This window comes from Streptomyces carpinensis (assembly GCF_002154505.1).
Lineage (GTDB): Bacteria > Actinomycetota > Actinomycetes > Streptomycetales > Streptomycetaceae > Streptomyces > Streptomyces carpinensis.
Genome location: NZ_MUBM01000471.1, coordinates 1 through 12,732, shown reverse-complemented (window position 1 = coordinate 12,732; position 12,732 = coordinate 1). Strand labels below are relative to the sequence as shown.

The following is a 12,732-nucleotide window of genomic DNA, read 5'->3' as shown; positions in this document are numbered from 1 at the left end:
AAAAGGGCGTACGACTCCGCGACACAGACGCATGGTGCCGCGGAGTCGTACGCCCTTTTTGTTCGCGCTCATCGTTGAAGCGCACGTCTGGCACGCAATGACCGAGATCTGCCATTAAGGTCGGTGTTGTGCCTCGCCCCTTGGGAGAACTCGAAGACGCGGTCATGACGCGGGTGTGGAAGTGGAACCGCCCGGTGACCGTCCGAGAAGTCCTGGAAGACCTTCAGCGGGAACGGTCCATCGCGTACACCACGGTGATGACCGTTTTGGACAACCTCCATCAGAAGGGCTGGGTACGCCGCGAAGCCGAGGGTCGGGCCTATCGATATGAGGCGGTCTCCACCCGGGCCGCCTACGCCGCCGCACTGATGAACGACGCCTGGTCCCAGAGCGACAACGCGGCCGCCGCTCTCGTCGCCTTCTTCGGCATGATGAGCGAGGAACAGCGACAGGCCCTGCGAGATGCCGTACGGATCGTCGAGGGAACCACGGAAGTCCGCTCGGAAGGCGCCGCAGAACGCAGAGCGCAGGGCGGACCCGAGGGCCGTTCGGAAGGCAGTGCGGACGGTGTGGCCGAAGGCCGCGGCGAAGAGTCCGCCTCAGAGCCTGCCGAAGAGCGCGGCGAAGAGGCACCCGAAGTCGTGGGCGAAGTCCCCGAAGTCCCGGATAGCGCTGAAGCCGCCGCGCCCGCCGAAACCGCCGATGCCCCCGAAACCGGCGACCAGAACCCTGGCTCGGCACAGGGCGACCGCGGGCGATAGCGTCCGCTCATGTCCGCAGAGCGCCCCGAAGTCTCCGCAAAAGCCATCACCGTCCGGCGGGCCCGGACCAGCGATGTCCCGGCCGTGCGCCGGCTGCTGGACACCTACGTCCGCCGGCGCATCCTGCTCGACAAAGCGACGGTGACGCTTTACGAGGACATCCAGGAGTTCTGGGTCGCCGAACGGGACGACAACGCCGAGGTCGTCGGCTGCGGCGCACTGCACGTGATGTGGGAAGACCTGGCGGAAGTGCGCACTCTCGCGGTGAAGCCGGGCCTCAAGGGCGCCGGCGTCGGCCATCAGTTGCTGGAGAAGTTGCTGCAGACCGCGCGCTGGCTCGGCGTTCGCCGCGTATTCTGCCTGACCTTCGAAGTCGACTTCTTCGGGAAGCACGGCTTCGTGGAGATCGGTGAGACGCCCGTCGACACCGACGTCTACGCGGAGCTGCTGCGTTCCTATGACGAGGGTGTCGCGGAGTTCCTCGGTCTCGAACGAGTGAAACCGAACACCTTGGGCAACAGCCGGATGCTTCTGCATCTGTGATCGCCGGGGACGGCCGGAGGAACCCAGAGGGAACCCGGGGGAACCCCTATGTCCGAAACGCGCATGTTTCCGGTCGAGGGCGAGGGTCCGGTCTCTCCCAGGGGTTTGTGTTTTTCCCGCAAAAGCGGTTTGCTTTCCGACGTACTGCAGTACTGCATATAACAAGGGGCGGCGAAACGGCGGACGCCGACCAACCCCGGCCCTCACGTTATCGATGAAAGGAAATCCGGTGGCACAGAAGGTTCAGGTCCTTCTTGTCGACGACCTCGACGGCGGCGAGGCGGACGAGACCGTGACGTTCGCGCTGGACGGCAAGACATACGAGATCGATCTCACCACCGCCAATGCGGACAAGCTCCGTGGCCTTCTCGAGCCGTACGTCAAGAGCGGACGTCGTACCGGGGGCCGCGCTTCGGGCGGTCGCGGAAAGGCGCGTGCCGCCGCTGCCGGCGGCAGCCAGGACACGGCGCAGATCCGCGCCTGGGCGAAGGAGAACGGTTACGAGGTCAACGACCGCGGCCGCGTTCCCGCGTCCATTCGCGAGGCCTACGAGAAGGCCAACGCCTGACGAGGTCAACGGCCGGCGAGCCGATGGCACAAGGCCTAGGAGAAGGCCTGCGGCCGCGTGCGAGCGCGGCGCAACCGGAGCCGGTGGCAGTGCGTCGCCACCGTCTCCACGACCCGTACGAGATCGGGGGCGCCCCCACTGCCCCCCATGGCCGACAGCGTCGGCAGCGAGGTCCAGGCCTCGCACCCAGGCTCGGGGGGCCGCAACCACACCGCGGCCCCCTGTGAACAGGAGCGGCCCCGGGTGGGCGGCGGTGCTCCGGCCGGCCCGGTGAAGGGCGGCTCTGGCGCCTCCATCAGCGCGCCCGCACCCAGCACCACCAGGTCAAGGTCCACCGCGGACCAGTCCAGCCACTGGAGCAGTCCCGGCAGCTCCTCCGCGCTGCCCGCGGCCACCGGCAGCCGCATCCGGTCCCCTTGCACGGCCACCGGAGAAGCCGGACCCAGATGGCGCAGTGCCGCACGTCCGGCCTCGACCGGGACGTCCAGGACGTCGAAGTGGTGACCCACGACAAGGCGCAGCGGTGTTCCGGGCACCGTCGCCCAGCCCAGTTCGTTCTCGTACCAGTGCCGCGCCCTGCCGCCGCCCGGGCCGAGCGGCCGACGGGGCGAGGGAACCGGAACCGGAAGCGTGGGAAGGCTGCCGACCATGCCAGGTGCAACCGCCAAAAGACCGCCCGGGTTACGCTGGGTTGCTCTATATGTGCGCTGAGTATCGAACGCGGGGGCGCGCGGAGGCGGGAAAGGGCGCAAGGTTGTTCGCCCATAGCGGAGGGAACCGGATGCGCGCCGCATGGAGTGTCAGCCCCTGCGGGTAAGACATGCCTAGTGGGAGGGGACGACACGCAGGCCACACCCGAGCAAAGGAGTCTCACGTTCGCCATCGGCGTACTGGCGACTGGGGTAACTGCCTGGCCTGCGGGAACATCGTCTCGCACCATCGGGTTGTGGCAGATGTCGGCGTTCGGGGTCAGGAGGCCATCGACGGTGTCGGCAGTTGGAATGAGCGGTCCCCGCTTGCGGGACTAAGCTGCGGAAGGACAGGGAGGGGAAGTTCCCCCCACTGCCTGACCGCTCTGAGGAGCGATTAACGATGTTCGAGAGGTTCACCGACCGCGCGCGGCGGGTTGTCGTCCTGGCTCAGGAAGAAGCCCGGATGCTCAACCACAACTACATCGGCACCGAGCACATCCTCCTGGGCCTGATCCACGAGGGTGAGGGTGTCGCCGCCAAGGCCCTTGAGAGCCTCGGGATTTCGCTCGAGGCGGTCCGCCAGCAGGTGGAGGAGATCATCGGCCAGGGCCAGCAGGCGCCATCGGGCCACATTCCCTTCACCCCCCGTGCCAAGAAGGTCCTGGAGCTGTCGCTCCGCGAGGCTCTTCAGCTGGGCCACAACTACATCGGCACGGAGCACATCCTGCTCGGCCTGATCCGTGAGGGCGAGGGCGTCGCCGCCCAGGTCCTGGTCAAGCTGGGCGCTGATCTCAACCGGGTGCGGCAGCAGGTGATCCAGCTGCTCTCCGGTTACCAGGGCAAGGAGACCGCCACCGCGGGCGGCCCTGCCGAGGGCACCCCCTCGACGTCCCTGGTCCTCGACCAGTTCGGCCGGAACCTCACCCAGGCCGCTCGTGAGTCCAAGCTCGACCCGGTCATCGGGCGCGAGAAGGAGATCGAGCGGGTCATGCAGGTGCTGTCCCGCCGTACCAAGAACAACCCGGTGCTGATCGGTGAGCCCGGCGTCGGCAAGACCGCCGTCGTCGAGGGCCTCGCCCAGGCCATCGTCAAGGGCGAGGTGCCCGAGACCCTCAAGGACAAGCACCTCTACACCCTGGACCTCGGCGCGCTGGTCGCCGGCTCCCGCTACCGCGGTGACTTCGAGGAGCGCCTGAAGAAGGTGCTCAAGGAGATCCGCACCCGCGGCGACATCATCCTGTTCATCGACGAGCTGCACACGCTGGTCGGTGCGGGTGCCGCCGAGGGCGCCATCGACGCGGCCTCCATCCTGAAGCCGATGCTGGCCCGCGGTGAGCTGCAGACCATCGGTGCCACCACCCTGGACGAGTACCGCAAGCACCTGGAGAAGGACGCCGCCCTCGAGCGCCGCTTCCAGCCCATCCAGGTCGCCGAGCCGTCCCTGCCGCACACGATCGAGATCCTCAAGGGTCTGCGTGACCGGTACGAGGCGCACCACCGCGTCTCGATCACGGACGAGGCGCTGGTCCAGGCCGCCACCCTGGCCGACCGGTACATCTCGGACCGCTTCCTGCCGGACAAGGCGATCGACCTGATCGACGAGGCCGGCTCCCGGATGCGTATCCGCCGGATGACCGCGCCGCCGGACCTGCGCGAGTTCGACGAGAAGATCGCCGCCGTCCGCCGGGACAAGGAGTCCGCGATCGACTCGCAGGACTTCGAGAAGGCCGCCTCCCTGCGCGACAAGGAGAAGCAGCTCCTGGCCGCCAAGGCCAAGCGGGAGAAGGAGTGGAAGGCCGGCGACATGGACGTCGTCGCCGAGGTCGACGGCGAGCTGATCGCCGAGGTCCTCGCCACGGCCACCGGCATCCCGGTCTTCAAGCTGACCGAGGAGGAGTCCAGCCGCCTGCTCCGCATGGAGGAGGAGCTGCACAAGCGGGTCATCGGCCAGAACGACGCCGTCAAGGCGCTGTCCAAGGCGATCCGCCGTACGCGTGCCGGTCTGAAGGACCCGAAGCGTCCGGGTGGCTCGTTCATCTTCGCCGGTCCGTCCGGTGTCGGTAAGACCGAGCTGTCCAAGGCGCTCGCGGAGTTCCTCTTCGGCGACGAGGACGCGCTGATCTCCCTCGACATGTCGGAGTTCAGCGAGAAGCACACGGTGTCGCGACTCTTCGGTTCGCCCCCCGGCTACGTGGGCTACGAGGAGGGCGGTCAGCTGACGGAGAAGGTGCGCCGCAAGCCGTTCTCGGTCGTCCTCTTCGACGAGGTCGAGAAGGCCCACCCGGACATCTTCAACTCGCTGCTGCAGATCCTGGAGGACGGTCGCCTGACCGACTCCCAGGGCCGGGTCGTGGACTTCAAGAACACGGTCATCATCATGACGACCAACCTCGGCACCCGGGACATCTCCAAGGGCTTCAACCTGGGCTTCGCGGCCACGGGTGACACGAAGACCAACTACGAGCGCATGAAGAACAAGGTCCAGGACGAGCTCAAGCAGCACTTCCGGCCCGAGTTCCTCAACCGCGTCGACGACGTGGTGGTCTTCCCGCAGCTGACGCAGGCGGACATCCTGCGGATCGTCGACCTGATGATCAGCAAGGTGGACGAGCGTCTGAAGGACCGGGACATGGGCATCGAGCTCTCCCAGTCCGCCAAGGAGCTGCTGTCCAAGAAGGGCTACGACCCCGTCCTGGGCGCCCGGCCGCTGCGCCGGACGATCCAGCGGGAGATCGAGGACTCGCTGTCGGAGAAGATCCTCTTCGGCGAGCTGCGTCCCGGTCACATCGTGGTCGTGGACACGGAGGGCGAGGGCGACAGCCAGACCTTCACCTTCCGCGGCGAGGAGAAGTCGGCGCTGCCGGACGTCCCGCCGATCGAGCAGGCGGCCGGCGGAGCCGGGCCGAACCTGAGCAAGGACGCGTAAGCGCCACGGCCGCAGAGCCGACCGAAAGGGGCCGGTGCCTTCGGGCACCGGCCCCTTTCGCATGCCTGGGGACGGACAGCCCCGGTCCCAGGTCTACGACAGCCGGCCGTCGTAGTCCGGCAGCTTGAAGGTCTTCTCGGCGTGGCCGCCGGAGAGGTCGGTGGCGCTGTTGCCGACGTTCGCGATGATCGTGTAACCCCTGGTCTCGATGGCGGCGCGCTGTGCGGTCTTGTAGTCGGCGACGTTCTGGAACAGATCGAGCAGGCCGCGGACGTAGAGGCCGTCGACGTCGTAGCCGTCGTACTCGAGGTTGTACTCGGTCGGCGCCTTGATGATGCCCGGGCGGGCGGTCACGAAGAACAGCGAGACGCCGTGCTCCTGGGCGTACTGTGCGACTTTCAGCACGGGCTTGTTGGCCGGCTGCGGAAAGCTGAAGCCGAAGTCGGTCTCCAGGGTGGTGTTGTCGACGTCGAACACGATGGCCTGCTTCTCGCCCGGCCGGGCGTTGGCGACGCGCTGCTTCAGGTAGGGCAGGGCTTGGTCCATCACGGCCTGGCAGTCCTTCTGCCAGGTGGCGTAGTCGACCTTCCCGGACGAGGCGGCGGTGACGCCGGCCGTGGTGCCGGCGCGCGGCGTGGCGGCTGCCGGCTTCTCCGTCGCGGCCTGCGCGCCGACGGGCGCGGCCAGCGATGCGGCGGCGACCGTGGCGACGGCGGTCATGCCGATGCGGCGCGTCCAGGTGCCTGTGGTCATGGGGGTCCTCTCGCGGCCGTGACGCAGCTGTTTGTTGTGAGCATGCTCGTGCGTCGGGGTGGCGGAAGGGGAACCGGATGATTACTGGACGGTAACTCTGCTGAGACGCGCGCCACGTGGGGTCCGTCACACGGAGGTGGGCCCTAAGGGCGTTCGCCGGTGACATGGCGCACAGGCGATGCCGTCCGTACTACGGCGCTTAGTGGGGACGCGACCAGGTGAATCGGGCATTCGGCGTCTAAGAATGCCCGCACATGGTGCCTTTACGGGGGTTTTGTCCTAAATAGGAGGACTGTCAAGAGATGTAAGTCACTGGGCGCTATTACTACATTGCGTCGTAGTGGGGGTGTTTGAAGGCCGGTGACCGGGCGGGTTACCAAGGTGGGGCCCGCCCGGCGAAGGCACGAGCCTCCGGGTGGTTCTCATGTCCCCCACACCCCGAGGTTTCGATGTTCCAGCGCGCCACGTCCCGTTCCGCCCGTGCGACCAAGTTCCGTACCCGCGCCGCCGTCCTGGCCGCCGGTCTGGGAGTCTCGGCCGCCATGGGTGCGGGAGTAGCGTCCGCCGCCGAGACCGCGGCGGCCCCCACCGCCACCGTCGCCAAGTCGGCCGCCGCCTGGGTCGACCCGGTGAAGAGCTACACCCTCACCGCCAGCTTCGACCAGGGCGGTAGCCACTGGATGCACAAGCACAGCGGCCAGGACTTCGCCGTGCCGGTCGGCACCGACGTCGTCGCCGCGCACGGCGGCACGGTCGTCAAGGCCGGTTCCAACGGCGGCGGCGACGGTCCCGCCTACGGCAACGCCATCGTCGTCAAGCACGGTGACGGGCAGTACTCCCAGTACGCCCACCTCTCGCGCATCGACGTGAAGGTCGGCCAGGTCGTCACCACCGGTCAGCACATAGCCAAGTCCGGCAACACCGGTAACACCACCGGCCCGCACCTGCACTTCGAGATCCGTACGACCCCGAACTACGGTTCCGCGGTCAACCCGGTCGCCTTCCTGCGCGCCCACGGCGTGAACGTCTGAGCGAGGGCCTGAGGTCCGGCTCGCAGGGCCCACGGCCGACCGGCCGAACACCTGCCCGCACCGCCGCCCCGCTGACATCAGCGGGGCGGCGGTGCGCTGCTGTGCGCGTACCGTCGCCGCCGTCGCCCCGTCAGGATCCGTGGGCGCCCTGGTCGGCCTGGGTGACCAGGTCGATGGCGACCTCGAGGACGGCCTTGCGCCGCTCCTCGGGATCGCCTTCCAGGTCCTGCATGACGAACATGCCGGCGTGCAGCGTGAACAGGGCGCTCACGCAGCGCACCTGGTCGGCCAGGCCCGCCTCCGGGTCGATGATGATGTCCCGCAGGCCGCGCATCCGGTCCTTGAAGGTGTCGCCGATGCGCAGTTCCCGCACCGTCGCCTGGTTCTCCTGCATGAAGCGGAACAGCGGCGCGGCTCCGGCGAGCGTGTCGCTGTAGCGGCGGACGATCTCCTGCTTGGTCTCCAAGGTGTGCGGCTGCTGCCTGCCCCACTCGATCAGGTCCTGGATCGGCTGCGTCAGGTCCTCGAAGAGGCTGACGATGATCTCTTCCTTGGTCTTGAAGTGGTAGTACAGGGCCGCCTTCGTGACGTCCAGGCGCTCGGCGATCTCGCGCAGGGAGGTCTTCTCGTAGCCCTGTTCCGCGAAGAGTTCGAGCGCCACGTCCTGGATGCGCTGGCGGGTGTTTCCGCGGCGCCGCTGCTTGGTGCCGTCCATCGTGCCGCCCATCCTCGTACTCCTTGCGCTCCCTGGGAACCTACCTGCCGACCGGTCAGGGGAAACTTACTTGACGCCCGGCTAGTAAAGCTCTACCTTCCAGAGTGCAGTAACTTGCCGGGCGGCAAGTAAGTAGGGAAAGAGTAGCTGGGGGAGCAGGAACGATGGCGGACGCACCGAAATCCGAGACAGAGGCCGGCTTGGCCGGCGAACAGCCCAGGAGTGTGCGGGTCGTCCTGCTCGCGCTCATGATCGCGATGATGCTCGCGATGCTCGACAACATGATCGTGGGCACCGCGATGCCCACCATCGTGGGCGAGCTCGGGGGTCTCCAGCACCTGTCCTGGGTGGTGACCGCCTACACCCTGGCGACCGCCGCGGCCACGCCGCTGTGGGGCAAGCTCGGCGACATGTACGGGCGCAAGGGCGCCTTCATGACCTCGATCGTGATCTTCCTGGCCGGCTCCGCGCTGAGCGGCATGGCGCAGAACATGGGCGAGCTCATCGGCTTCCGCGCCATTCAGGGCCTCGGCGCCGGCGGTCTGATGGTCGGCGTGATGGCCATCATCGGTGACCTGATCCCGCCCCGGGAGCGGGGCAAGTACCAGGGCATGATGGCCGGCGTCATGGCGCTCGCGATGATCGGCGGCCCGCTGGTCGGCGGCACCATCACCGACAACTGGGGCTGGCGCTGGGCCTTCTACATCAACCTGCCGCTCGGCGCGGTGGCGCTCGTCGCGGTCAGCGCCGTACTGCACCTGCCGAAGAAGCGCGCGCAGGCAAGGGTCGACTACCTGGGCGCCGGCCTGCTGACCCTCGGCATCAGCTCCATCGTGCTCGTCACCACCTGGGGCGGCACGGAGTACGCCTGGACCTCCGCGCGGATCATGGAGCTCATCGCGATCGGCGTGGCCGCGCTGGTCGGGTTCGTCTTCTGGCAGACCAAGGCCGCCGAGCCGATCGTGCCGCTGCACATCTTCCGCAGCCGCAACTTCAGCCTGATGTCGCTGATCGGCTTCGTCACCGGCTTCGTGATGTTCGGTGCGGTGCTGTTCCTGCCGCTGTACCAGCAGTCGGTGCAGGGCGCCTCCGCGACCAACTCCGGTCTGCTGCTCCTGCCCATGCTCGGCGCGATGATGGTCGTGTCACTGATCGCCGGGCGGGTCACGACGAACAGCGGCCGGTACAAGGTCTTCCCGATCGCCGGCGGCGTTCTGATGATCGCCGGGCTGTACCTGCTGTCCCGGATGGACACCGAGACCACCCGCCTCACCTCCGGTCTCTACATGGCGGTCCTGGGCGCGGGCATGGGCTGCCTGATGCAGATCACCATGCTGGTCGCGCAGAACAGCGTCGAGATGAAGGACATGGGCGTGGCGTCCTCGTCCACCACCCTCTTCCGTACGCTCGGCTCGTCCTTCGGCGTGGCGATCATGGGCGCACTGTTCAACAACCGGGTGCAGGACGTCATGGCCGAGCGGGCCGGTGCGCTGGGCTCGAAGATGACGGAGCAGTCCGCGCAGCTGGACGCGAAGAGCCTGGAGAAGCTGCCGGCGGTGGCGCGAGAGGCCTACCAGCACGCGGTGTCCGCCGGTACGCACTCGGCGTTCCTGCTGGGCGCCGTGGTCGGCATCGTCGCGCTGGTGGCGGCGGTGTTCGTCAAGGAGGTGCCGCTGAAGGGCGCGGGACCGGCCAAGGCCGAGGCCGCGGGCGAGGAGGGGGCGAGCGACGCGGCGGCCCGGACGGGCGTCGCGGAAGCCGTCTGAGAACCGAGAACCTCCGGTACGTCACCGCATGACCGAAGGCCCCCGGCTGCCGCCGGGGGCCTTCGCCGTGCCGCCGGTGGGCCCCGGTGGGTCCGTGGTCCGCCACCCGTGATCCGTGCACCGTGCGCCGGGTGCGTCCGTTGCGCCATGCCCCCCGTGCGCCGGAGCGTCGCTGCTCACGGCCGTTGTCAGTGGCTCGTGCCACCATCGGCCGTATGGAAGCAGTGGCGGGCAGGATGCGGCAGCTGCGGCTGGCCAAGGACGCCATGGACCGCGACTGGGCGGACCCGGACCTCGACCTGGACACGGTGGCGGCGCACGCCGGCTATTCGCGCTACCACTTCATACGGGCCTTCAAGGAGGCGTACGGCGAGACGCCCCGCCAGTACCTCATCCACCGCCGCATTGAGCGGGCCGAGGATTTGCTGCGCACCGCGAATCTGACGGTGACCGAGATCTGCCACCTGGTCGGCTTCAGCAGCCTGGGCACCTTCTCGTCCCGCTTCAAGACCTGGACCGGGCTCGCCCCGAGCGAGTACCGCGCCCGCCACGTCGGCCGCGGCGCCGCGCTCATACCCGGCTGCTACGCCATGCTCTGGGCCGGCGGATTCCGCCCCGGATCGGACCGGGAGCGAGAGAGCAATTCCCGAGAAGCGGGCTGACCGCCGGGCCGCCTACCGTGGCAGCGCGACACCATCCAGCAACCCCCCCCCGGAGAAGCCATGATCAAGGGCATCGCCATCACCACCATCTGGGTCCTCGACCAGGACCGGGCCAAGGAGTTCTACACCCACAAGCTCGGCCTGGAGGTCCGCACCGACATGGCCATGGGGGAGGGCGGAGCGCGCTGGCTCACGGTCGGTTCCCCGGACCAGCCCGACGTCGAGCTGACCCTCATGGTGCCCGGCCCGCCCGCGATGGACCCCGAGTCCGCCGAGATGGTCCGCAAGCTGGTCGCCAAGGGCGCCCTCGGCGCGGGCGTACTGGTCACCGACGACATTCACGGCGACTACAAGAGGCTGAAGGACCGCGGAGTGGAGTTCCTCCAGGAGCCGCAGGAGCGCCCCTACGGCACCGAGGCGCTCTTCCGCGACGACTCCGGCAACTGGTTCTCCTTCACCCAGCGGCGCGAGGGCGGCCTGGACATGGACAAGGACTGGGCCTGCTAGGGCTTGTAGGGCCTGTCAGGCAGGTCCTTCCCTGTCACTTCCCCTGCTGGGCAGGATCGGGTAGCTGCCGGTGTTCGTCGGGGCGTGCTCCGGCAGCCACAGGACCGCGACCGCGCCCTCGGCCGGAATGTGCTCGGGGGCGGCCGCGGGCCGTACGTTGCGGAAGGTCAGGCGCGCGCCCAGCACCCGGGCCTGACCGGCGGCGATGGTCAGGCCGAGTCCGTGGCCGCGCCCGGCGCGGTCCGCGCTGCCGGTGCGGAACCGGCTCGGGCCCTCCGCCAGCAGCGCCTCCGGGAAACCGGGGCCGTGGTCCCGTACGCGGATGACCCGGCCCTCGACGGTCACCTCGATCGGCGGCTTGCCGTGCCGGGCGGCGTTGGCGAGCAGGTTGAACAGCACCCGCTCCAGGCGCCGCGGGTCGGTCGTGACCTCCGACTCGTGCACCACCCGTACCTCGACGTCCGGGTCCTTCGCCGCCACCCGCCGGGCGACGAACTCGCCGAGCACGATGTCCTGGAGCTCGGCGCGCTCGGATGCGCCGTCGAGCCGGGCGACCTCCAGCACGTCCTCGACCAGCGTGCGCATCGCCTTCGCCCGGTCCAGGACCAGTTCCGTCGGGCGGCCCGGCGGCAGCAGCTCGGCGGCGGTCAGCAGCCCGGTCACCGGGGTGCGCAGCTCGTGCGCGATGTCCGCGGTGACCCGGCGCTCCGCCTCCAGCCGCTGCTGCAGCGCGTCCGCCATCGCGTCCACCGCGCGTGCGAGGTCGTCGGTCTCGTCCCGTACGACCCCCCCGATGGCGTCCCGGACCCGTACGTCCGGCTCGCCCTTGGCCACCTGGTTCGCGGCGGCCGCGGCCTTGCGCAGCCGGCGCGAGAGCTGGCCGCCGATGAGCACACCCAGCGCGCTGCCGCCCAGCACGACCGCGATGGAGCCGATGATCAGGGCCTGGTCGAGGTCCCTGAGGATGTTCGTGCTGCGGTCGGTGAAGTGCGTGTGCAGGGAGAGCACGTGGCCGCCCTTGATCGGCGTGGCCGCCCAGATGTCCGGCACACCGCCGCGGTGGTCGGTGACGAACGTGGCCCGCCGGCCCTCCTCGACCTTCTCCCGCAGCGCGGCGGGCAGCAGCGGATCGTCGATCTTGAAGGTGGCGGGGGCCGGCCGCCGGCCCGGGCGCTCGTAGATGCTCTGCGCGAACTGGAGCCGCTGGTCGGCCAGGTCCCGCGCGTTGTCCAGCATGGACACCCGGGCGGCGTTGTGCACCACCAGGCTCAGCGCGATCGCCACCAGCGCGCCGACCAGCGCGATGGCCGCGCTGAGCTTCCACCTCAGCCCCGTACGGATGTCCGCGTGCTCCAGGCGCTCCGGCAGCAGGCGCCGCGTGTTCCCCCGCATGACCGCCCCGCTCAGGCCTTCAGCTTGTAGCCGAAGCCGCGGACCGTCTCGATCCGGTCCTGGCCGATCTTGGTGCGCAGCCGCTGCACATGGACGTCGACGACCCGGGTGTCACCGCCCCAGCCGTAGTCCCACACGCGCTCCAGGAGCTTGTCCCGGGACAGGACCGAGCCCGGCGCGGAGGAGAACTCGAGCAGCAGCCGCATCTCGGTCGGGGTGAGCGCCACCGGCTGCCCGGCCCGGCGCACCTCCATCCCGTCGGTGTCGACCTCCAGGTCGCCGAAGGTCAGCACCCCGCCGTCCACCGCGGACGAGTCGGCCTCGGCCCGGCCACCGCTCGCGTGCCCGAAGCGGCGCAGCACCGCGCGGATCCGGGCGACCAGGACGGCGCCGTCGAACGGCTTGGTCACGTAGTC

General features: G+C 69.0%; 13 protein-coding genes. 8 read left to right on the top strand and 5 right to left on the bottom strand.

Annotated elements, in window-relative coordinates:
- Positions 1–164 precede the first annotated feature (164 nt).
- The 3 genes from BZY54_RS43745 to BZY54_RS43735 all read left to right on the top strand — a co-directional run bounded on the left by BZY54_RS43745 (position 165) and on the right by BZY54_RS43735 (position 1,872).
- The gene (locus tag BZY54_RS43745) at positions 165–761 is read left to right on the top strand and encodes a BlaI/MecI/CopY family transcriptional regulator (protein WP_244217624.1); all 597 of its coding nucleotides are present in this window, start codon (positions 165–167) and stop codon (positions 759–761) included.
- Positions 762–770: 9 nt separating this feature from the next.
- Entirely contained in the window at positions 771–1,304 is a 534-nt protein-coding gene (locus tag BZY54_RS43740; RefSeq protein WP_086730922.1) for an amino-acid N-acetyltransferase, read from the top strand.
- Positions 1,305–1,533: 229 nt separating this feature from the next.
- Complete coding sequence (locus BZY54_RS43735; protein WP_086730921.1) at positions 1,534–1,872, top strand: histone-like nucleoid-structuring protein Lsr2; 339 nt, start codon at positions 1,534–1,536, stop codon at positions 1,870–1,872.
- 35 nt (positions 1,873–1,907) lie between these two features.
- Here BZY54_RS43735 and BZY54_RS43730 read toward each other — a convergent pair whose 3' ends face one another.
- Entirely contained in the window at positions 1,908–2,522 is a 615-nt protein-coding gene (locus tag BZY54_RS43730) for an SCO3374 family protein (RefSeq protein WP_086730920.1), read from the bottom strand.
- Positions 2,523–2,964: 442 nt separating this feature from the next.
- Here BZY54_RS43730 and BZY54_RS43720 point away from each other — a divergent pair, with 442 nt between their 5' ends.
- Complete coding sequence (locus BZY54_RS43720; protein WP_086730918.1) at positions 2,965–5,490, top strand: ATP-dependent Clp protease ATP-binding subunit; 2,526 nt, start codon at positions 2,965–2,967, stop codon at positions 5,488–5,490.
- Positions 5,491–5,583: 93 nt separating this feature from the next.
- Here the strand turns inward: BZY54_RS43720 and BZY54_RS43715 are convergent, their stop codons facing one another.
- Positions 5,584–6,243, bottom strand: coding sequence for an HAD family acid phosphatase (locus BZY54_RS43715; RefSeq protein WP_086730917.1), 660 nt, complete (start codon positions 6,241–6,243; stop codon positions 5,584–5,586).
- Positions 6,244–6,692: 449 nt separating this feature from the next.
- On the opposite strand from BZY54_RS43715, the gene BZY54_RS43710 reads away from it, so the two are divergent.
- A complete protein-coding gene (locus tag BZY54_RS43710) occupies positions 6,693–7,274 on the top strand; it encodes a M23 family metallopeptidase (RefSeq protein ID WP_086730916.1) in 582 nt (193 codons plus the stop codon).
- 130 nt (positions 7,275–7,404) lie between these two features.
- Here the strand turns inward: BZY54_RS43710 and BZY54_RS43705 are convergent, their stop codons facing one another.
- Positions 7,405–8,001, bottom strand: a complete 597-nt coding sequence (locus tag BZY54_RS43705) for a TetR/AcrR family transcriptional regulator (protein ID WP_086730915.1) — start codon at positions 7,999–8,001, stop codon at positions 7,405–7,407.
- Positions 8,002–8,153: 152 nt separating this feature from the next.
- Here BZY54_RS43705 and BZY54_RS43700 point away from each other — a divergent pair, with 152 nt between their 5' ends.
- The 3 genes from BZY54_RS43700 to BZY54_RS43690 all read left to right on the top strand — a co-directional run bounded on the left by BZY54_RS43700 (position 8,154) and on the right by BZY54_RS43690 (position 10,924).
- Positions 8,154–9,755: an MDR family MFS transporter gene (locus BZY54_RS43700; protein WP_086730914.1), complete on the top strand. Its 1,602-nt coding sequence runs from the start codon at positions 8,154–8,156 to the stop codon at positions 9,753–9,755.
- Positions 9,756–9,970: 215 nt separating this feature from the next.
- Complete coding sequence (locus BZY54_RS43695) at positions 9,971–10,417, top strand: helix-turn-helix transcriptional regulator (protein ID WP_425276384.1); 447 nt, start codon at positions 9,971–9,973, stop codon at positions 10,415–10,417.
- Between the two features lie 60 nt (positions 10,418–10,477).
- Complete coding sequence (locus tag BZY54_RS43690; protein WP_086730912.1) at positions 10,478–10,924, top strand: VOC family protein; 447 nt, start codon at positions 10,478–10,480, stop codon at positions 10,922–10,924.
- A gap of 15 nt (positions 10,925–10,939) precedes the next feature.
- Here the strand turns inward: BZY54_RS43690 and cseC are convergent, their stop codons facing one another.
- Complete coding sequence (cseC, locus tag BZY54_RS43685; protein ID WP_086730911.1) at positions 10,940–12,316, bottom strand: two-component system sensor histidine kinase CseC; 1,377 nt, start codon at positions 12,314–12,316, stop codon at positions 10,940–10,942.
- A gap of 11 nt (positions 12,317–12,327) precedes the next feature.
- On the bottom strand, positions 12,328–12,732 hold a 405-nt coding region (locus BZY54_RS43680; protein WP_143668264.1), incomplete at its 5' end, for a response regulator transcription factor.